Here is a 20,542-nt window from a genome sequence, read left to right as displayed (position 1 = left end):
GCCTAGTCTATTGCAGCGTCCTGTAAAAGAAAAAACCCGCCATGGCGGGTTTTTTAGGAAAGGACTTCTTCTATGTTCGTCCCGATTTTTCGTAAACTGCCTGGGTCGACCTTTTCTATGGCCGTGGCTGCCGTTTCCAAGGCGGCTTGATATTCGTAGCTTCGGAATTTGGCCTCGGCCTCCCTAAGGCTCTCGGCTACCATATCGTGACTGCTGCGATAGCGATTTCCGAATTGGATCACCTTTTCGGCCAAATACATATGTTCGATCAATTCATTGGCTTTTTCGTGGACCTTATTCACCTGTTGAACCGCCTTTTCCAAGTAAATATAAACAGCGGCCATGTCAAGCGGCTTTTCTTCAAGTTTCCCCTGAACATCGTCCATGCTTTCTTTGGCGTCCTGAAGCACCACTTTATACTCTTCTGGAAGACCTGGAATATTGCTTTTTGCAATTAAACGTCCAGTATCGACCATTTTGCGCTTCAATTCGGCCAATGCATCCCTGGCATCCATTTCATCTTTTCGCAAAGCCTGTAATTTAAGGGTAAAGTCTTTCTGATTTTCCTGCAATTCCTTCAGCTGTTCCGACAGTCCCTGCATCTCTTCGCTGATAAGGGAGCTTGCCATCACATTATCCTCCATTTTCAAGACAAGCAATTGATGGCGTTTCGAAATCTGGGCAATCTGCTTTTCCATTTTCCGTTGTGCATCAAGCTCATTTTCCGTCAAATGATAGGTGTGTTGAACATGTATGGTTTCAACTTTAAGTTTATCGTTTTCATATTCAAGGTCACTTAACGTTTTTCTGAGAACTTCATCATTTTTCAAAATATACTGTTTTGAAAGTACTTCTTTTTCCAAAAGGTCATAAAGAACCTCGATGCTTTCGCGCATTTCATTAATGCCTTTTTCCACGGCTTCCGTTTCGGCATTGTCCAATTGTGTTTTATAAAGTTCCAGTTCTTCCTCAAGCCGTGATATTTCCTGCTCGAATTGGATATGGCTCAACAGATACCCTTGTCCTGACATCTCCTCATAACCATCCTTCAATTCCTGAAGCTGGGAATGCAGCTCTGATTGGCTATCCACCAATAATTTTGGGAGCATTTCCATTTTAACTGACAGAACCGCCAATTTTTCCTTAATGGATAGAACTAGCTCCCTCGCATTCAAATAATTGCCGTTCACGGTCTCTTCTTCATACTTCTGGAGGATTTGCAATACTTCATCCAAGGAATTTTCCAACTTATCAGCCGCTTTCCCATAATTATGCCTGTGCGCAAGCAGGGATTTCTTCAATTGACGGTAGGATTCTTTGATATCCTCAATTTCCAATCGATTCTTTTCCTCACTGCCTACGAGTTCATTCAGTTCATATAAGATCTTTTTGATCATTTCCTCGATTTCATTCAGCTTGACTGTAATTTTGCGCTGTACCTCTTTTGATCGGCTGAAACGGTATTTATCGACGAATTCCTCGGCATCGAATAAAAGCTCTTCGACTTCGGGCATATGATCCGTAATGATGGCGTCCCATTCAATTCGCCAGTTTTCGAACATTTCCTCTGTTTCACCTGTCATGTTCAATTGTTTGACTTTAGAAAGCTCTTCCAGCACGGGGCGGTGCGTGATGCTTATTTTCCAGGATTCCAGTCGATCGATTTCTTTAAAATATCTCTTTTTGAAAAAATAACCCCAAATGATGAAAATCAAAATTAATACAATTACCCCAATTATGTAATCCATGGTAAGCCCCCTGTTCTAGTCCTTACAGTCTTGCTCGTTTATATATCAATTTTATAAATGTTAAATTTAATGCTTTTATGATACCATGTTAGCAATAATTTTTGACGAGAAAAATGATTTTTTTGTAGAAAATTGCTACAAATACCTGTTTTTTGGGAGGGAAGAACCATGAAAGCTGACGGTCATGTGCACACTCCGTTTTGCCCACACGGCTCTACGGATAAATTCGATGAATATATTACGCGGGGAATCGAGCTAGGATTAAAGGAAATCACATTTACGGAACATGCTCCATTGCCAAGAAATTTTCAAGATCCTACGCCTGAAAAAGACAGCGGCATGGACGCTGCCCTGCTCCTGGATTACTTTCAAGAGCTCCGCGTACTGAAAGAACGCTATAAAGACAAAATCCTGATCAAAACAGGCCTGGAGGTTGACTTTATAGAGGGGTATGAAAATGAAACAAAAGCATTCCTCGACGAAATCGGTGAATTCCTTGATGATAGTATACTTTCCGTCCACTTCATCAAGCATCAAAACAGTTGGCATTGCATCGATTTCAGCGATGATGGGTTTAGTGAGATTGCCAATGAACTAGGTTCAGTGGAATCGGTTTATACCAAATATTACGATACACTGGAAAAATCAATAAAAGCTGATTTAGGCATATATAAACCAAAACGGATCGGGCACATTACGCTTGTCCATAAATTCCAGCATCGATATCCGCCGGCATCAAGTTTTGACGAGCGGGTTTACAAGGTTCTCGATATGATCAAGGATCAAAGGTATGAACTGGATTATAATGGAGCCGGGCTTGTAAAGCCGCTATGCGGTGAGCCCTATCCCCCTGAACGATTTGCAAAACGTGCTTTAGATCTCGGCATTCCGCTTATTTACGGTTCCGATGCCCATCAGGCTAAAGATTTGGGTCAGGGCCATCAGGCACTGATTGCAGGGTATAAAGGATAACTCATGTATACACTTCAGGCCGGCCGGCTAACAGTGGCTGGAAGTCTTCGGCATTGAAAAGGGTATCTTGCAGAAAACGTCCGACTTCATTGGCATAAATATTCGTGTAATAGGCTTCCTGCGGGAAGACGTGAAGCACCTCCATCGCATAATGGGTATGCAGGACAGGGGCCGTCAATAAACCCTTCAACTGCAGCATATACATGGGAACGGATACTTGGTGGAAACTCCTGCTCTTGATTCCTTGTTCCAAAATATATTGAAAATAAGACTTTTCCTTAGTAAAATAAGTCGAATGAATTTCGCGGTTTAAATTGGAATCTAGTGAAGATTCCCCATATATGAACCGTGCAGCAAGGAAGTTTTCCCTCTGGAAAGCGAGAATATCCTTTACAAGATTCATCAAGCAATGTTGCGGGCCTTTAAGTTCGAGCAATGTCATGTTCTTCTCAAGGACCAGGATATACTCTTCTAAATAGGAAATGAAGCAGAATTCCAGCAACCCCTGTTTATTCTTGAAATAGTAGGCAATATTTGCAGCGTTCACTTTCGCTTTATTTGCAATATCCCGTATGGATGTAGCATGATAGCCTTTTAAATGAAATAAATGCAATGCAGCTTCCACAATGGCTTGTTTCGTTGGCGTCTGGCGATTCATTCAGGCAATCCCTCGCTTTCTTTGAGACAAGTCTTGTGGACTACTTCTTCACGGAAGAGCCTGAATCCTTTAGTAATTTCTCGACAATTTCCCAACAATAAAGCATCATGATTAGATAGTGCTGTAAAAATATGCGGAAGACAGGTGAACGCTTTTGTTTAATGTCGAAATGTATCAAGGAAAAAAAGAAAAAAACTATGAACTGGTCCAAAAACAACTACTTGCCTTAATCGAAGATGAAACGAACCGGATAGCAAATTTAAGCAATGCGGCAGCTTTACTTAATCTATTTCTCGATGAGATTAACTGGGTAGGTTTTTATTTATATGAAGAAGGCCAATTAATTCTAGGACCCTTTCAAGGTCTTCCAGCCTGTGTCCGCATTCCAATGGGCAAGGGCGTATGCGGGACTTCAGCTGCAACTGAAACAACCCTGCGTGTAGAGGATGTCCATCAATTCCCTGGACATATCGCCTGCGATGCGGCATCAAGATCTGAAATTGTCATACCGCTCATGAAGGATGGCAAATTGCTCGGTGTCCTCGATATCGACAGCCCGATAACGGACCGTTTCGATGAAATGGACCAGCATGGACTGGAGAAGTTCGCTGAAATCCTTTCCAATCATTTATAAAGTAAAAGGGAGCGGCAAACCTTGCCTGCTCCCTTTTCCATTACTTGTACAAGTACCCGTTCCTTCCTGAATTCAGCGACCCTTTTGACATTTTCAGCAAAGAAACAGGATTGAACCACCCATGGCATAGGCACCCAAGAAATGTCTCAAACCATCCATAATTTTTGGATTCATTACATCATTACGCTTACAATGGAAAAAACCTCTCTATATAAATTGCATTTTTTTAATATATTGTCTTTCCTCCTGTGATTCTCTTTATCCATTCCTTAATTAATCACAACTGTCCTTGACTCATTGAGCAGAATATTATACAATACTCCTTGTGTAAAATATTGCAGCCTATGTGACAGCCTTTATGTTCTCATTTTGTTCCTCAATACAGAGGTGTATCTCGTAACTCTCTGCTGCTAGGGCGAAGGTACATGAAAACAAAATGGTCATGATCGTACATTCACACGGTTTTTATTTTACCAAAATAAAAACATTTAAAGGAGGAGTCATCCTATGGCTCGTTATACTGGCCCAAGCTGGAAACTATCCCGTCGTTTAGGAATTTCCCTAACAGGTACTGGTAAAGAATTAGAAAAACGCCCTTATGCTCCAGGACAACATGGTCCTAACCAACGCAGAAAAATTTCTGAATACGGAATGCAACTGCAAGAGAAACAAAAACTTCGTCACATGTACGGAATCACTGAACGTCAATTCCGTTCAATGTTCGACCGTGCTGGCAAACTTAAAGGTGTTCATGGTGAAAACTTCATGATTCTTCTTGAATCACGTCTTGACAACCTAGTTTACCGTCTTGGTTTAGCTCGTACACGTCGTCAAGCACGTCAACTTGTTAACCACGGTCACATCACTGTAGACGGAGGCCGCGTAGACATTCCATCTTACAAAGTGACTCTTGGACAAACAATCGCAGTTCGTGAAAAATCACGCAACTTCTCAATCATCAAAGAATCAGTTGAAGCAACTAACTTCGTTCCTGATTTCCTTACTTTCGATGCTGAGAAATTAGAAGGTACTTTCACTCGTTTACCAGAACGTTCTGAATTGCCTGCTGAAATTAACGAAGCTCTTATCGTTGAGTTCTACTCTCGTTAATAACTTCAAAAAAGCCCATCCTTGGATGGGTTTTTTTTTTGCACCTAAACACCTTTGCATGAGACAAAGCCCGGCTGGGATTCAGCCGGGCTTTGAATAATCATTTCACTAATGTGTATTTCTTCTTGCCGCGACGAACGAGGATGAACTCCCCTTCAATCTTGGCAGCTTCCGTCACTACATATTGCAGATCAGTCACTTTCTCCCCATTTATGGAGATTGCCCCATTCTGAATATCCTCACGGGCTTGACGCTTGGATGGCGAAATTTTCGCTTCAACGATTAAATCGACCAAACCGATATCTTCTTTGCTTTCACGTTCAAAGCTAGGGACATCTTTAAAGCCCAATTTGATTTCCGCTGCACTTAAATTCTTCACCTCACCGCTGAATAGGGCGGCAGAGATTTTGATTGCTTGGTCTAGAGCTTCCTGACCATGAATCAAACGTGTCATTTCTTCTCCTAATGCTTTTTGCGCTTTACGCAAATGCGGTTCGGTCTGTACAGATTGCTCTAACTCTTCAATCGCCTCACGAGATAGGAATGTGAAGAATTTCAGGTATTTCACAACATCAGCATCGGCTGTATTGATCCAGAATTGGTAAAATTCATACGGAGTCGTCTTTTCCGGGTCAAGCCAAATCGCTCCGCCTTCCGTTTTACCGAATTTCGTTCCATCCGCTTTCGTTACGAGCGGGATCGTCATACCGAATGCTTTAGCATTCTCATCATTGGATTTCCTGATCATTTCAAGACCGGTCGTAATGTTGCCCCATTGATCACTGCCGCCAATTTGCAATTTACAGTTGAAATTGCTGTATAAATGACCGAAGTCAATTCCTTGTAAGATCGTGTACGCAAATTCAGTAAAGGAAATTCCCGTATCCAAGCGGGAAGCAACCGTATCTTTTGCCAGCATGTAGTTAATGCCGATGTATTTCCCGTAATCACGCAAGAATGTAACCATATCGATTTTACCTATCCAGTCATAGTTATTGACCATGACCGCACCATTATCACCGTCGAATTCAAAGATGTGGGATAGCTGCCCTTTTATGCAGTCTGCATTATAAAGCACTTTTTCCAGTGTTTGCAGCTGGCGTTCCTCTTTTTTACCGCTTGGATCACCGATAAGTCCAGTCGCACCGCCTACTAGCACAAGTGGACGATGACCGTGCTGCTGGAAACGGCGCAATGTCAAGAATGGCAATAGATGTCCGATGTGCATACTATCCGCAGTTGGATCGACACCACAGTATAAAGAAATCTTTTCTTTTTCTAAAAGGTCCTTAAAACCCTCTTCATCCGTTTGTTGATAAATAATCCCTCTCCACTCGAGGTCTTTAAGCAATTCCATTAAATATTCCTCCTCCATCTTAGAAAAAAACCGCAAAAAACACACAAAAACGCCCCTTCATAAATATGAAGGGACGAATGAATTCGCGGTACCACCCAACTTGAGGACATAATATGCCCTCCGCTCAAGACGAATAACGGTCGTCAACCGTTTCCTGCTACTAATCATTTCACAGCAAATGCTCCAGGAAGTAATTCATCATACCATTTGTACCGATTTCCACTAACCACCGGCTCTCTGAAACAGGGATAGTCTGACTACTGGGTCCTATCATCGCGATCATTTCATCATTTTATTGTTGTTAATAAACTTTTATCATACATAAGAATCCTTGTCAACATCACCCTTACGGATTATAGAAAAATAAGAAAGATGCCCTTTCCCCTACCTGTTATATGCTATAATATATGTGATTTCAGGGGGTATGATACTATGAATAATAATCAAAAAGATAGATTTCAAACAGTCTGGAAGCAGCTGACCCGTTTTTTTCAAAATGAAAAAACACAAAAGAACGCGCGGGTTACATACCAAGTCATTTGGAATTTAACGCTGATCCTCATTATTGTCGGGATCCTAGGATTCTCATTCGCCGGCGGCGTCGGAGCCGGCTATTTCGCTGCCCTCGTCAATGATGAGCCGGTACGCTCAAAGGAAGATTTAAAAAAGGACATCTACAATTATGAAGAGACCTCTGAGGTATACTTTGCGGATAACGTATACTTGGGCAAGCTTAAGAGTGACCTTGAGCGTGAAGAAGTGTCCATCGATAAAGTTTCCGAGTATCTTAAAAATGCAGTCATCGCTACAGAAGATGAGTATTTTTATGAACATGACGGGGTTGTCCCGAAAGCCATCCTGCGTGCTATTTACCAGGAATTTACCAATGCGTCCGTCCAATCGGGAGGAAGCACTTTAACACAGCAGCTCATTAAAAACCAGGTACTGACCAACGAAGTATCATTTGACCGGAAAGCAAAAGAAATCCTGCTTGCACTCCGTGTCGAAAAGTTCTTTGAAAAAGAAGAGATTTTGGAAACCTACTTAAACGTCTCCACTTTGGGACGAAACTCTTCAGGCCGTAACATCGCTGGAGTCGAGTCCGCCGCTGAAGGTATTTTTGGCGTGGAGGCCAAAGATCTCACACTGCCCCAATCAGCGTTTATCGCTGGATTGCCGCAAAGCCCTTTCGGATATACACCATATACCCAGAAAGGAACACTGAAAGAAAATCAAGAGCCCGGCATTAACCGGATGAAAACGGTTTTAAAACGGATGTATAGTAATGGATACATAACAAAAGAGCAATATGATAAAGCAATCGCATACGACATAACAAAAGACTTTATCGGTAAAAAGGCGTTGCCATCCGAGAAATATCCATGGCTCACCTATGAAATCGAAAAACGCTCCATCGAAATCCTTTCTGTCAGTCTGGCAAAAGAAGATGGATATGAAGAGAAAGATTTAAAGAATGATGATTTAAAAGATCAATATGTAGCACTTGCCGATCGTAAGCTGCGTCAAAACGGCTATCAGATTTATACGACGGTCAATAAAAAGGTATATGATAAAATGCAGGAAGTTACGAAAAACTATCCAAATTTTGGATACGATAAAGCGGGTGAGCCCGTTGAAGCCGGGGCCATTCTAATCGAAAATAAAACAGGAAAAATCATCAGTTTTGTAGGAGGCCGTGATTTCAAGCGGGAACAGACGAACCATGCTACCGCATCACTCCGATCAAACGGATCAACGATGAAGCCGCTGCTCGTATATGGCCCAGGGATCGAGTTAGGAAAAATCTCACCTGGAAGCGTATCGGCCAACGTACCCATTTCCATTCCAGCAGGAAAAATGTGGCGTCCAGGAAACTATGGCGGCGGAAGCTATACGGGAGTAACGACAGCCCGGGAGGCATTGAAGAATTCCTATAATATCCCGGCAGCTCTCTTTTACAAGAAAATAATCAACCAGAGCCCCGCTTCCTATTTGGAGAAGATGGGATTCTCCACCGTGACGAAAGGGGATTACTCCAATCTTGCCATGTCATTAGGTGCCATGGACGAAGGTGTGACCGTTGAAGAAAATGTCAATGCATTTGGCACATTTGCCAATTCAGGGGAGTTCATCGATGCTTATATGATCGATAAGATCGTATCGAAGGATGGCAAGGTCATCTATGAACATAAAGTGAAACCAGTGGAAGTATTCTCTCCTCAAGCCGCTTACCTGACGCTTGATATGATGCGTGATGTCGTAAACAGCGGGACGGCCGCTTCGGTCAGGAACCGACTTGCTTTCTCAAGTGATTGGGCAGGTAAGACCGGAACTTCACAAAACTATTGGGACGCTTGGTTCGTCGCAACCAACCCTAATGTATCATTCGGTACATGGCTGGGTTATGACACACCGAAATCCTTGCAAGGGACCTATAATGGTCTGGAATATAATAAACGTAATATGTATTATTGGGCAGATCTGATCAATGCCGCATACAAAGTCGATCCTAAACTCATCGACCCGGATAAGCGGTTTGAAATGCCGGGCGGAATTGTCAGCCGTTCCTTCTGTGGCGTTTCAGGACTGCTGCCTTCAAGTGCATGCCAAAAGGCAGGTCTTGTAAAATCAGATTTATTCATCGCCAAATATGCTCCATCCAGGGCGGATGATAGTTTCATAGATGGACAATATGTATCAGTCGGCAGCAAACGCTACGCAGCCCTCCCGCAAACGCCTGGCGAATTCACAAGCGGCGGGTTCATGTTGAATCCCGATTCCTATGCAGATATCGGATTGGAATATGTCGATGACCCGGGATCCGTGATTCCTGGAGGCGAAAAATCAGGAAATGTTGTCGGGGCGAAAGCAAAATTGAATGATAATGGCAAAGCACCAGATCCCCTATCCATAACGATCAGTAACGATAAGATTACATGGGGCTTGCATCATGAAGGAGATGTCGTCGGTTATCGTGTCTATAAAGACGGCAAAAAAGTGGCGAGCATCAATGCTGGCGGGAGTCTTGTTTACAAAGTCGGCTCAGGCGGTTCCTATTACGTAACGGCCGTAGACATAGTCGGTAAAGAATCAGCCCCTTCTCAACGTGTTGAAAGCGGCGCTAAAAAGACAGGTTCGAAAGAAGATTCCGCAAAAAATAAAGATGATCGCGGAAAAGATAAAGTAGCTAACGAAGATAAAAAACCGGACTCAAAAGAAAAGAACGGTTCGGATAAAGATAAAGATATAGATAAAGATAAAGAACCAGAAAAAGAAACGGATAAAGATAAAGAGCCAGCTCAAGACAAAGATCAAAACAAGGAAAATACAGATAAAGAAATTCAAGAGACCGACAAAGATCAAGACACAGTCAATGATAAAGAGAAAGAAACGGATAAAGCTGAAGAAGAGGAAGAATGACACTCTTTCTTGAACTAAAACAGGCTGTCGGGTTCGCCCGACAGCCTGTTTCCTTATAATCTCCCAAAAAGGCATCCATTGTCCCTTTCATGGATGCCTTTTCCTTTTCAATAATCAGCACGGCTCAGTTTCTCAATCCTCCATCGATGATAAATCACCAGTTGGCAAATCAAGTTCCCAAGCTTTCAGGACACGGCGCATGATTTTACCGCTTCTTGTTTTAGGAAGTTTATCCCTGAATTCAATTTCACGAGGTGCCGCATGCGCTGCTAGACCATGCTTTACAAATGTACGAATTTCCTCAATCAACTCTTCGTTTGCATCGTATCCGTCACGAAGGGCGATAAACGCTTTGATAATTTCCCCCCGAACCGGATCGGGCTTACCAATGACCCCCGCTTCAGCTACGGCAGGATGCTCGACCAACTTGCTTTCCACTTCGAAAGGTCCGACTCTTTCCCCTGCCGTCATGATGACATCATCAACACGGCCTTGGAACCAGAAATAACCATCTTCATCCATATATGCGGAATCTCCCGAAACATACCAATCACCAGGCATAAAGTAAGATTCATATTTCGCTTCATTCTTCCAGACCGTCTTCATCATCGAAGGCCAGCCTTTCTTGATGGCAAGGTTCCCCATTCTATGCGGCGGAAGCTCGTTGCCTTGATCATCCACTATCGCCGCCTTCACACCAGGAATCGGTTTGCCCATCGAACCCGGTTTGATTTCCAGGCAAGGATAATTGCAGATGACCTGAGCCCCGGTCTCCGTCATCCACCATGTATCATGGATACGGTGATTGAATACCTTCATTCCCCAGCGCACCACTTCCGGATTCAACGGTTCACCGACACTTAAAATATGGCGGAGAGCGCTTAAATCGAACCGCTTAACGATTTCGTCACCTGCGCCCATCAGCATCCTGAAGGCCGTTGGGGCACTATACCATACCGTGACACCAAAGTCTTCCAAGGTCTTGTACCAGGATTCAGGCTTGAACCGCCCGCCTACAATGACATTCGAGGTTCCTGTCAGCCAAGGTCCAAAGATCCCGTAAGACGTCCCTGTCACCCATCCAGGGTCCGCTGTGCACCAATACACGTCCTCATCCTGCAAATCAAGGACCCATCTTGCCGTTTGATAATGCTGGATCATCGCATTATGGACGTGAAGCACTCCTTTTGGTTTGCCTGTGGAACCGGAGGTATAGTGAAGAATCAGACCGTCATTCCGATCCACCCATTCAATTTCGAAATTTTTGTCGGCTTCTTTTAATTTTTTATTGAAGTGATGGTACTTTCCTTCTTCTTTTATATTTTCCCCCACCAAAAAAATATGCTTTAAATGGGGTAGCTCATCCACTGGGACGCGCGGCAAAAGTTCAGGTGTCGTCACAATCACACTTGCCTCACTATCTTCAAGGCGATCCCTTATTGCGCCTTCCATGAAGGCTTCGAACAACGGCCCTACGACCGCTCCCGTTTTAATCGCACCCAACAATGCAAAATAAAGCTCCGGGGAGCGAGGCATGAAGATGAAAACTCGATCACCTTTTTCCACATTGGCAATGTTCTTGAATACATTGGCCGCTTGATTCGTATAATCTTTCATTTCCTTGAATGTATACTTTTCATTTCTTTTATCGTCTTTGTAATAAAGGGCTACCTTATTCTTTTTGTATGTGTCGACATGGCGGTCAATGGCTTCATATGCAAGATTCACTTTACCGGTTTCAGACCAGGAGAATTCCTTTTCCGTCTCAGACCAGTCAAACTTCTTGTATTTTTCATCATAATTCTTTAAATTAAAATTACCTTCCACTACTGGCAACGCTTTCACATTCATACGACAAACTCCCCCTTCATTCGGCTCTATATTTTTATTATAGTATAAAAAGGCAATTTTCTCAATTTTTAAAATATTGAGAGCTTCCATATTAGGGAAAATCCTGCTTGCTGAATTTTGAGAATGACAAGTATGTTAGAGTTAAGGTGAATTCATGTTGATGGCTGGGAAAGAAGGAGTACTGTAACAAAAGATTCATATATGTGTTGAACTTTCTAAATTATGCCCCTTGTTTTTATGTATAATTTATTTAAGCTTTCCATTCGGTCAGTTTTTAAAAGCAACGCTTCTTATACTCCGGAATGCCAGAGTATAAGATTACTACATAACAAGGGTGGTGAAAGAATGGAATATAATAAGACCTTTTATACTAAAGAACTGCAGACATCGAGCGGGACGCTCATCATTGAAGGTCCGTTGAACGGCGAAAAAATGTCCGCTTATGAGTTTCACGAAGATTTGGTCGCCTTTCGCCCGCCTGCTTTGCAGCATAAAGCGTTAATAGAGATTGCAGACTTGCCTGAGGGCAGGATTTTCATCGCCCGTGAAAATGAAACGATCGTGGGGTATGTAACTTACTTATATCCGGATCCCTTGGAGCGCTGGTCGGAAATTAAGATGGAGGACCTGATTGAGCTTGGTGCAATCGAGGTCATCCCTAAATACCGGGGTGCCTCCGTCGGGAAGAACCTGATCCGCCTTTCCATGGAAGACGACTCGGTTGAAGACTTCATCATCATCACCACTGAATACTATTGGCATTGGGATTTGAAAGGGACAGGTCTGAATATTTGGGATTATCGCAAAGTCATGGAAAAAATGATGAGTGCGGGTGGCTTGGTCTACTTTGCAACAGATGATCCTGAAATCAGTTCCCACCCGGCCAACTGCCTGATGGCCCGTATCGGCAAAAGAGTCCCGCCTGAATCCATCCAGAAGTTCGACCAATTGCGTTTTATGAATCGGTTTATGTATTAAAGAGGCGAATAAGAGGAGGAAGGAAAATGATTGTAGAAACAATAATGAATGAGGATATTATCACCCTCACTCCAACAGATACAATCCATAGCGCTGTCATGATCATCAAGGAGAAGCGAATTCGCCATATACCCATTGTCGATGACAGCTATCATCTTGTGGGATTAGTCAGCGACCGAGATATTCGGGATGCTGCACCTTCTATATTCCGTACCGCAGAATACAAAAATGATTTACAAAAACCATTATCAAGCATCATGAAAACGGAAATAATTACGGGGCACCCGCTGGATTTCGTGGAAGAAATCGGGGCTGTTTTCTGTGATAACAATATCAGCTGCCTTCCAATCGTAAAGGGAAGGAAGTTAGTGGGCATCATAACCGGTTCCGATTTACTTCATTCATACGTTGAGTTGACTGGAGTCAATCAGCCCGGTTCCCAAATTGAAATCAGAATCCCGGATAAGGCAGGTTCCCTTCATGATATTGCCCATATTTTCAAAAGGCGCAATTCGAATATCCTGAGCACCCTTGTTTATCCTGAAAAAAATGGAAGCGATTATAAAATTCTTGTAATTCGTGTACAGACGATGAATCCATTTATGGTGGTGGAGGATTTGAAGAAAGAAGGCTATACCGTTTTATGGCCTAGCCTACCGGGGATTTCACATGAATGATACATCCCTTTTCGTCTATTCGGATGAACTGCTTACCTACAAATTCAACGATGAACATCCATTCAATCAAAAGCGGCTTAAACTCACGCTTGATTTATTAAAAAAACACCATGCCATCCATGATGATCAAATTATCAAGCCCAGAATGGCTACCGATGAAGAATTGGAACTGATCCATGATCACCATTATGTAAACGCTGTCAAACTGGCGGGCCAGGGAAAGCTCCCCCCTGAAAAGGCAGTAAATTATGGACTGGGAACAGAGGATACCCCTATCTTCCCCAAAATGCACGAAGCGAGTGCATTGCTTGTAGGCGGTACCTTGACGGCTGTGGATGCCGTCATGACCGGTCAGTCCCAGCACGCACTTAATCTTGGCGGGGGCCTGCATCACGGTTTCCGGGGGAAGGCGTCAGGCTTTTGCATTTACAATGATAGTTCGGTCGCGATTAAATACCTGCAAAATAAATATGGGGCACGTGTCTTGTATGTCGATACCGATGCACATCATGGTGACGGAGTCCAATGGTCATTTTATGATGATCCCGATGTATGCACCCTATCCATTCATGAAACGGGGCGCTACTTATTTCCCGGCACCGGCAATATTAACGAGCGGGGCCAGGGAAAAGGCTACGGCTATTCATTCAACATCCCGGTCGATGCGTTCACTGAAGATGAATCCTGGCTCGAATGTTATAGGGAATCCTTTAAGGAGGTCATTGAATTCTTCAAACCGGATGTCATATTAACGCAAAACGGGGCCGACTCCCATTATTACGATCCGCTCACCCATTTATCTGCCACCATGAAGATTTATAGGGAAATACCAAAGTTGGCCCACGAAATGGCCCATAAGTTCTGCGAAGGACGGTGGATTGCAGTAGGCGGCGGCGGATATGATATATGGCGCGTCGTTCCGAGGGCTTGGGCGAGGGTCTGGCTTGAAATGACGAACAATGATATATCCGGTCCCCTATCAAAGGAATGGCTCGATTGCTGGCAGCCTGAATCCCCTGTCACGCTGCCGGATGAATGGGATGATATGGAGGATATTTACGAACCGATTCCGAGGAAGCCTGAAATTACCGAGAAGAATGCCCTGACGCTTGAAAAGGCCCTTTATCCCATCAGGTCTTCCAAGCAAACGTCGAAAAGCAATGAACAAAGTTAAAAGATCTTTGAAAAACGATCCTTTTTGTTCGGGTTGGGAAATAAAAAGAGAGTGTCCTCCGGGACACTCTCCAAACAAGTTTATTTCGTTGATTGACGGTTTTCAATCCGGTGCGGGAGGATCACTTTTTCAAGACCTTCCTCCACTTGTTCTTTATTCATCAACTTTGTAAGGAGCCTCATCGCAACCGCACCAATGTCATATAAAGGTTGAACGATCGTGGTGATTTGCGGACGCACCATCAAGGTCAATCTCGTGTTATCGAAGCTGATCACTTCAAAGTCTTCCGGTACATTATACCCTTTGTCCTGTGCGGCATGGACAATTCCAAGAGCCATTTCATCAGCACCGGCGATGAATGCCGTCGGTCTGTCTTCAACTTCCAGGTACTTTTCAAAAGATTCAATTCCTGAATCATATGTATAATCCCCTTCAACAATATAACTTTCATCAAATGAAAGACCGGCTTCTTTCAATCCTCGTTTATAACCAGTCAATTTCATTTCATTAATCAGCGCGGAAGGGTTTCCGCTTACAAAAGCGATATGCTTGTGACCTTTATTAGCAAAGAATGTCACTGCGTCAAATGCCGCCGCCTCATAATCAATATTAACCGATGGAACTTGCCCGCTTTCATCCACCGAACCCGCCAGAACGATTGGAACCGGTGAATTCTTAAACTCCTTGACATGCTCATCAGAGATGTTGCCGCCCATGAACACGATACCATCCACTTGTTTTCCAAGCATCGTATTCAGCAAATGGAATTCCTTATCTATATTCTCATCAGAACTGCTAAGAATGATATTGTATTTATACATTGTGGCTATATCTTCTATGCCCCGTGCCAATTCAGCAAAAAAGATGCTCGAGATATCCGGGATGATGACCCCGACTGTAGTCGTTTTCTTTGAGGCAAGTCCCCTTGCCACTGCATTGGGACGATACCCTAACTTCTCAATCACATCGGAAACTTTCTTCCTTGTTGCAGGCTTTACATTTGGATTCCCGTTAACTACGCGGGAAACGGTGGCCATAGAAACATTCGCCTCACGCGCCACATCATAAATGGTTATATTATTCATTCATCCATTCCTCCATTTCTTTCATTTTCCCCATAAAAGACCCGAATTATTTCGGAAAAAGATCTTTTATGCGTTTTTCTCTATAAGGAAGATTATTTTAGGAACGACCTGCCTAACAAAAATGCAGTCCTACTCTCTTCTCAGTCAAATATTCAATACCCTATTTAAGTATAAAATCCACATAGATATCACTTTATGTATGACTCAATCTTCCGAACAGTTCTCATTCTTGTTATTTATCATACGATAGTAGAATCTTTCCTGCAATCCAATAGTGCTTATTTCGAAGCTTTTTCTGTAAAAACTAGTATTTTACCATTAAAAAAAGCCCCTGCCAAGTTGGTAAGGGCCGTAAGTAGATCATTTAAAGACTTTCTTGGCTTATACAGTTACCCAGTTCAAACGTTTAATTTCATCGTAGAATTCATCAAATTGTTTGAAGTCCATTTGCTGTGCAGAATCCGATAAAGCAACGGAAGGATCTGGATGCACTTCAGCCATAACACCGTCAGCACCGATTGCAAGAGCCGCCTTAGCTGTAGGAAGCAGAAGATCGCGACGTCCAGTTGAATGCGTCACATCAACCATGACTGGTAAATGAGTTTCTTGTTTTAAAATCGGTACAGCTGAGATATCAAGTGTATTCCTTGTTGCTTTTTCGTAAGTACGGATACCGCGTTCGCAAAGGATGATGTTGCCATTGCCCTGCGACATGATGTATTCCGCTGCATGAATGAACTCTTCGATCGTTGCCGCCAGTCCACGCTTTAAAAGAACTGGTTTATTTACAGCACCTGCAGCTTTTAGCAAGTCGAAGTTTTGCATGTTGCGCGCACCGATTTGGATGACATCGATATGATCGATCGCCGCTTCAATATCGTTGGCACTCACGATTTCACTGATGACAGCCAAGCCGTATTCATCAGCAACACGTTTAAGTATTTGTAAACCTTCCAAACCAAGCCCTTGGAAGTCATATGGAGATGTACGTGGCTTAAATGCACCGCCGCGCATCAATTTCAGGCCTTTAGCTTTAATGACTTCCGCCACCGCAGCCGTTTGTTCATAAGATTCAACGGCACATGGTCCGAAAACGAAGCTAGGGATTCCGTTACCTACCAATTCACCTTTAATGTCGATGATCGTGTCTTCAGCCTTTTGTTTTCTTGATACAAGAAGCGTTTTCTTCTGATCATCTTTTTGCAGCTCCAAGCCTAATTTAAAGATTTCTTTGAAAATATGTTTAATCGAACCAAGATCAAGCGGCCCTTGATTATTGGCTTCGATAAGATCCAGCATTGTTCTTTCACGGACCGGATCGTAACGGTTTACACCTTGTTTTTCTTTAACGCGACCAATTTCCTGTACAAGTTCAGCACGTTGATTAATAAGATGTAATAACTGAAGGTTCACATCATCCAGTTGATTACGAAGTCCATCAAGCTCTTTGTTGCTCATTACATATCCATCCCTTCGTTTTTTAAAATAGAAATCGGTTCAGCGGACTCCAACTAAAAAAATCCCATCTGGATCCTCGAACGTCCACCCCGATTGTATTATCAATGAAAAATTTAGAATATTTCATGTATGATTAAATCAATTATAAATGAAGTGTCCATAAATGTCACTATATTTTTCTTTAATAATTAAACGCTTTTAAGCATTAAAGTTACGAATGCATAAAATCAGGTGTTACATTCAGGAAAACCGAATTAGACTGAATATTGGAACAATCCATTGTAGGAATTATATTGGAAATAGAACAAGAAAGCTATAATTTAATCGATATTTTATCTTAAAGAGTATTGGACATGATCAAATCGTCTGCCACTTTAACAGGAAGGGCCTTTAAAGAAAAGGGTTCCCCTGGAGACCGTTTAAAATTCCCATGGCCACCAAATGGAACATTAAAAGGCCGGACCCCTTAAAGGGATCCGGCCTTCATTCATTCAGTAATGGCCTTGCTCAATGAATCATATGTAATCCGCCAATGAGATTCATTCCAGGCAGGTTTTCCACTTTTAAAAAGGATGGCCTGAGGTGATTGGTGTTTGACATCAAATGTTTCTGCCACATAATTAGATAGTGGACGAGCTTCCTGAACGGCTAAATAGGCCGTTTTAAGTTGCTCGTTCTCCAAGATGTACCTCTGATATTGTTCAAATGCTTCAGCACTGACCGGGCATGTTACACTATGCTTGAAAAGCAGGAATGTATCCTCTTTTAGAAGCTCATTGAATTGTTCTTCTGTTTCGATTTTACTCATGACCATAAAACAATCTCCTTTCCTTGTCCATATAAATTTTACCATCAAAAAGGCGATGAAGCCATCAAAGCACTCCACCGCCTTATTCTTCGTCCCTTTATGCCTCTTCATCCCCATTGAAGGAATCCAAGGAATTTATTTCTTTAGATTATTCTCTGTTTCATCAAATGCCTTTTTCGCTTCATCAAGTTTTAATTTTGCAGCATTCTTGTTTCCGCTTGTAGGATCTGCAGGATTATTTTCCGAGTCATTGCCGTTAGCAAAGTTCGTTTCGACGGATACGATAGGAGCATCGGTAGTTCCGGTCACATCTATATCCTTATTGCTGGAATTCGTCGTATCATCAGCTGCGTCCCCGTTTTCTTTTCCCGTTTTTAGGCTTTTCACTTTATTGACGATATTTGAAGATTTATTGGAAACGATTTCCGTGACAGAGCTCGTTTTTTCTTTTGCAGTATCAGCAAGGACTGTCCCTTTTTCCATCGCCGTTTGTCTTAATCTTTCTGTTTTCTCTGAAATGTTTCTAGCTTGTTCATTGAAATCATTCCTTAATTCCTTGCCTGTTTTCGGAGCCATGAATAAAGCTGTTGCCGCTCCGATCATGCCGCCAATCAAGGCGCCAATCATAAAGTCCTTAGAATTGATCGAGTCGCGTTCGTCCTCATATGATTTCTGATAATCTTTTGTCGGAAATTCTTTTTGAGTCATAATACATTCCCCTTTCAATTTTCAGTTCATTTTTTTATTTAACTAGATTTTAAGATCTAGAACGTAAAAACCTTTTTTTAGGCAGGTTATCTGTTTCAAGCGCTTCCCTTTCTAACTCCGCCCTTTCAGTAGGCGTCGGGGCAGCCTGTTTGCTTCTGGCCTTCCACTTGTCCCTGATCTCCATGGCTACATTGCTCCATTGTACAATTTGTGAGATTCGTTCTTGATTATTATCAATCTCAGCCTGCACTTTATGGGAAACCTTTTGGATGGAAGAATTAAAGTTAGAGATGGATGTGCCTACATCCTTCACTGCATCCACCACCGTGTTCAGGTTTTCCGACTTTTGCTGCAAATCTTCAGCCAACGTATTCGTTTTATGTAATAACTGAGTAGTTTCGAGCGTTATGCCCTGCATTTGGCTCTCTAGTCCTGTCAGCGTCCGGGCCACACTGTCCAGGGTAGTTTGAAGTGATGTCAGTACCTTTGTTAGAAAAATGACAAGTACCAAAAAAGCTATCGCTGCAACTGCAGCACTTACGTACAAAATAATCTCCATTGGAACACCTCCGAAAAAATCGACTTAATTAATAGCTGTTAAATATTAATTACCCCTTCCCTATTATTATAAACTTATTTATTTTTTCAATATACCCTATCAAACCCTAATCTGGAAATATTGTTGTCTGCATCCAGTTCCTCCGTAAATTCATGGGTGACACTTATGGCAGGAAATCGGGTATGATAGAAAAGATAAGTCGAATTTAAACAATGGAGGTATTTTTTATGAAAGATCCCAGAATTGGTACATTGGCCAAAAACTTAATCAATTATTCCGTGAAGCTTCAAAAAGGTGAAAGAATCTTGATCGAAAACTTCGGATTGCAGCGTGAACTTGTTAACGCACTTGTGAATGAAGCCTATGCAGCAGGTGGTTACCCATTCGTCCTTTTAAAGGATCACCAAGTGGATCGTGCCTTGCTGATGGGTGCCAAAGAAGAACAGTACAAGTTGATGGGTGAATTTGAAGCAAACGTAATGAAACAGATGGATGCTTATATCGGGCTTCGTGCCGGGGATAATATCAATGAACAATCCGATGTCCCTTCAGAGAAGATGGCGATTCATGGACAGACAGTCGGTAAAGTACATAGAAATATCCGCGTGCCAAAAACAAAATGGGTCGTACTTCGCTACCCGACAAATTCAATGGCCCAATTAGCCAAAATGAGCACAGAAGCATTCGAAGACTTTTATTTCGAAGTCTGCAACCTCGACTATGGCAAAATGAGCAAAGCCATGGACAATCTTGTTGAATTGATGGATAAAACTGATAAGGTCCGCTTAACTGGGCCCGGTACGGACTTAACCTTCTCCATCAAAGACATCAAAGCCATCAAATGTGCGGGTGAGCTGAACATTCCTGACGGTGAAGTATATACGGCCCCGGTTAAAGATTCCATCAATGGAGTGATTTCGTATAATACTCCGTCCCCTTATCAGGGTTTTACTTTTGAAAACGTGAAGTTGACATTCAAGGATGGAAAAATCGTTGAAGCGGTTGCGAATGATACGGAACGCATCAACAAAATTTTTGATACTGATGAAGGCGCACGATATGTCGGTGAATTTGCAATTGGTGTAAATCCATATATTCTACACCCGATGCAAGATATCCTCTTTGATGAAAAAATTGATGGAAGTTTTCATTTCACTCCCGGGCAATGCTATGATGATGCCTTTAACGGAAACCATTCAGACATTCACTGGGACCTGGTCAATATCCAGCGGCCTGAATATGGCGGCGGGGAAATCCATTTTGATGACGTCTTGATACGTAAGGACGGCCGCTTCGTTTTACCGGAACTGGAAAATTTAAATCCTGAAAATTTGAAATAACATAA

17 protein-coding genes and 1 other annotated feature are annotated in these 20,542 nt (G+C 42.6%); of the genes, 8 read left to right on the top strand and 9 right to left on the bottom strand.

Annotation, left to right across the window (positions count from 1 at the left end; genetic code table 11):
* Nucleotides 1-53: 53 nt before the first annotated feature.
* Nucleotides 54-1,748, bottom strand: coding sequence for a septation ring formation regulator EzrA (gene ezrA / locus ACQKFG_RS12330; protein ID WP_353872322.1), 1,695 nt, complete (start codon nt 1,746-1,748; stop codon nt 54-56).
* Between the two features lie 168 nt (nt 1,749-1,916).
* Here ezrA and hisJ point away from each other — a divergent pair, with 168 nt between their 5' ends.
* Nucleotides 1,917-2,720 carry a histidinol-phosphatase HisJ gene (hisJ, locus tag ACQKFG_RS12325; protein ID WP_427559263.1) on the top strand — a complete coding sequence of 268 codons (804 nt, stop codon included), beginning with the start codon at nt 1,917-1,919 and terminating at the stop codon, nt 2,718-2,720.
* 1 nt (nt 2,721) lies between these two features.
* On the opposite strand, the gene refZ is transcribed toward hisJ, so the two are convergent.
* Nucleotides 2,722-3,378 (bottom strand): forespore capture DNA-binding protein RefZ, encoded by a 657-nt coding sequence (gene refZ, locus ACQKFG_RS12320; protein ID WP_427559260.1) that lies wholly within the window; start codon nt 3,376-3,378, stop codon nt 2,722-2,724.
* Between the two features lie 154 nt (nt 3,379-3,532).
* Between refZ and ACQKFG_RS12315 the strand changes: the two genes are divergently transcribed.
* The gene (locus ACQKFG_RS12315) at nt 3,533-4,012 is read left to right on the top strand and encodes a GAF domain-containing protein (RefSeq protein ID WP_192206075.1); all 480 of its coding nucleotides are present in this window, start codon (nt 3,533-3,535) and stop codon (nt 4,010-4,012) included.
* A 507-nt stretch (nt 4,013-4,519) separates the two neighbouring features.
* Nucleotides 4,520-5,122 (top strand): 30S ribosomal protein S4, encoded by a 603-nt coding sequence (rpsD, locus tag ACQKFG_RS12310; protein WP_192206076.1) that lies wholly within the window; start codon nt 4,520-4,522, stop codon nt 5,120-5,122.
* A gap of 100 nt (nt 5,123-5,222) precedes the next feature.
* Here the strand turns inward: rpsD and tyrS are convergent, their stop codons facing one another.
* Complete coding sequence (gene tyrS, locus ACQKFG_RS12305; protein ID WP_192206077.1) at nt 5,223-6,479, bottom strand: tyrosine--tRNA ligase; 1,257 nt, start codon at nt 6,477-6,479, stop codon at nt 5,223-5,225.
* A gap of 66 nt (nt 6,480-6,545) precedes the next feature.
* Nucleotides 6,546-6,762 (bottom strand) — a binding site (T-box leader).
* Between the two features lie 149 nt (nt 6,763-6,911).
* Here tyrS and ACQKFG_RS12300 point away from each other — a divergent pair.
* Entirely contained in the window at nt 6,912-9,899 is a 2,988-nt protein-coding gene (locus ACQKFG_RS12300) for a transglycosylase domain-containing protein (RefSeq protein WP_427559255.1), read from the top strand.
* Between the two features lie 132 nt (nt 9,900-10,031).
* On the opposite strand, the gene acsA is transcribed toward ACQKFG_RS12300, so the two are convergent.
* Nucleotides 10,032-11,750: an acetate--CoA ligase gene (acsA, locus tag ACQKFG_RS12295; RefSeq protein ID WP_192206079.1), complete on the bottom strand. Its 1,719-nt coding sequence runs from the start codon at nt 11,748-11,750 to the stop codon at nt 10,032-10,034.
* Between the two features lie 345 nt (nt 11,751-12,095).
* Between acsA and ACQKFG_RS12290 the strand changes: the two genes are divergently transcribed.
* The 3 genes from ACQKFG_RS12290 to ACQKFG_RS12280 are packed head-to-tail and all read left to right on the top strand — an operon-like array spanning nt 12,096 to nt 14,579.
* Nucleotides 12,096-12,728 (top strand): GNAT family N-acetyltransferase, encoded by a 633-nt coding sequence (locus ACQKFG_RS12290; protein ID WP_192206080.1) that lies wholly within the window; start codon nt 12,096-12,098, stop codon nt 12,726-12,728.
* Between the two features lie 26 nt (nt 12,729-12,754).
* A complete protein-coding gene (locus ACQKFG_RS12285; protein ID WP_349727818.1) occupies nt 12,755-13,405 on the top strand; it encodes an acetoin utilization AcuB family protein in 651 nt (216 codons plus the stop codon).
* A complete protein-coding gene (locus ACQKFG_RS12280; protein ID WP_427559249.1) occupies nt 13,398-14,579 on the top strand; it encodes an acetoin utilization protein AcuC in 1,182 nt (393 codons plus the stop codon). The genes ACQKFG_RS12285 and ACQKFG_RS12280 overlap by 8 nt, the downstream gene beginning before the upstream one ends.
* A gap of 80 nt (nt 14,580-14,659) precedes the next feature.
* On the opposite strand, the gene ccpA is transcribed toward ACQKFG_RS12280, so the two are convergent.
* The 5 genes from ccpA to ACQKFG_RS12255 form a co-directional block, all read right to left on the bottom strand.
* Nucleotides 14,660-15,664, bottom strand: a complete 1,005-nt coding sequence (gene ccpA / locus ACQKFG_RS12275) for a catabolite control protein A (RefSeq protein ID WP_192206083.1) — start codon at nt 15,662-15,664, stop codon at nt 14,660-14,662.
* A gap of 381 nt (nt 15,665-16,045) precedes the next feature.
* Nucleotides 16,046-17,122 carry a bifunctional 3-deoxy-7-phosphoheptulonate synthase/chorismate mutase gene (locus tag ACQKFG_RS12270; protein ID WP_034309244.1) on the bottom strand — a complete coding sequence of 359 codons (1,077 nt, stop codon included), beginning with the start codon at nt 17,120-17,122 and terminating at the stop codon, nt 16,046-16,048.
* A 487-nt stretch (nt 17,123-17,609) separates the two neighbouring features.
* Nucleotides 17,610-17,936, bottom strand: coding sequence for a bacillithiol system redox-active protein YtxJ (ytxJ, locus tag ACQKFG_RS12265; protein ID WP_192206084.1), 327 nt, complete (start codon nt 17,934-17,936; stop codon nt 17,610-17,612).
* A 129-nt stretch (nt 17,937-18,065) separates the two neighbouring features.
* Entirely contained in the window at nt 18,066-18,638 is a 573-nt protein-coding gene (locus tag ACQKFG_RS12260; protein WP_192206085.1) for a YtxH domain-containing protein, read from the bottom strand.
* 49 nt (nt 18,639-18,687) lie between these two features.
* Nucleotides 18,688-19,197, bottom strand: a complete 510-nt coding sequence (locus ACQKFG_RS12255; protein ID WP_427559245.1) for a DUF948 domain-containing protein — start codon at nt 19,195-19,197, stop codon at nt 18,688-18,690.
* Between the two features lie 227 nt (nt 19,198-19,424).
* Here ACQKFG_RS12255 and ACQKFG_RS12250 point away from each other — a divergent pair, with 227 nt between their 5' ends.
* Nucleotides 19,425-20,537, top strand: coding sequence for an aminopeptidase (locus tag ACQKFG_RS12250; RefSeq protein ID WP_427559243.1), 1,113 nt, complete (start codon nt 19,425-19,427; stop codon nt 20,535-20,537).
* Nucleotides 20,538-20,542: the final 5 nt, after the last annotated feature.

Source organism: Peribacillus sp. NPDC076916 (genome assembly GCF_050269675.1).
Classification (GTDB): Bacteria; Bacillota; Bacilli; order Bacillales; family DSM-1321; genus Peribacillus; species Peribacillus aracenensis.
The sequence above is the reverse complement of the archived record's forward strand: the minus strand, read 5'-3'. Positions and strand labels throughout refer to the sequence as shown.

Coding starts and splice junctions, on each gene's coding strand:
- ezrA (WP_353872322.1), bottom strand. CDS start 1,748: ATGGATTACATAATTGGGGTAATTGTATTAATTTTGATTTTCATCATT.
- hisJ (WP_427559263.1), top strand. CDS start 1,917: ATGAAAGCTGACGGTCATGTGCACACTCCGTTTTGCCCACACGGCTCT.
- refZ (WP_427559260.1), bottom strand. CDS start 3,378: ATGAATCGCCAGACGCCAACGAAACAAGCCATTGTGGAAGCTGCATTG.
- rpsD (WP_192206076.1), top strand. CDS start 4,520: ATGGCTCGTTATACTGGCCCAAGCTGGAAACTATCCCGTCGTTTAGGA.
- tyrS (WP_192206077.1), bottom strand. CDS start 6,479: ATGGAATTGCTTAAAGACCTCGAGTGGAGAGGGATTATTTATCAACAA.
- ACQKFG_RS12300 (WP_427559255.1), top strand. CDS start 6,912: ATGAATAATAATCAAAAAGATAGATTTCAAACAGTCTGGAAGCAGCTG.
- acsA (WP_192206079.1), bottom strand. CDS start 11,750: ATGAATGTGAAAGCGTTGCCAGTAGTGGAAGGTAATTTTAATTTAAAG.
- ACQKFG_RS12290 (WP_192206080.1), top strand. CDS start 12,096: ATGGAATATAATAAGACCTTTTATACTAAAGAACTGCAGACATCGAGC.
- ACQKFG_RS12285 (WP_349727818.1), top strand. CDS start 12,755: ATGATTGTAGAAACAATAATGAATGAGGATATTATCACCCTCACTCCA.
- ACQKFG_RS12280 (WP_427559249.1), top strand. CDS start 13,398: ATGAATGATACATCCCTTTTCGTCTATTCGGATGAACTGCTTACCTAC.
- ccpA (WP_192206083.1), bottom strand. CDS start 15,664: ATGAATAATATAACCATTTATGATGTGGCGCGTGAGGCGAATGTTTCT.
- ACQKFG_RS12270 (WP_034309244.1), bottom strand. CDS start 17,122: ATGAGCAACAAAGAGCTTGATGGACTTCGTAATCAACTGGATGATGTG.
- ytxJ (WP_192206084.1), bottom strand. CDS start 17,936: ATGGTCATGAGTAAAATCGAAACAGAAGAACAATTCAATGAGCTTCTA.
- ACQKFG_RS12260 (WP_192206085.1), bottom strand. CDS start 18,638: ATGACTCAAAAAGAATTTCCGACAAAAGATTATCAGAAATCATATGAG.
- ACQKFG_RS12255 (WP_427559245.1), bottom strand. CDS start 19,197: ATGGAGATTATTTTGTACGTAAGTGCTGCAGTTGCAGCGATAGCTTTT.
- ACQKFG_RS12250 (WP_427559243.1), top strand. CDS start 19,425: ATGAAAGATCCCAGAATTGGTACATTGGCCAAAAACTTAATCAATTAT.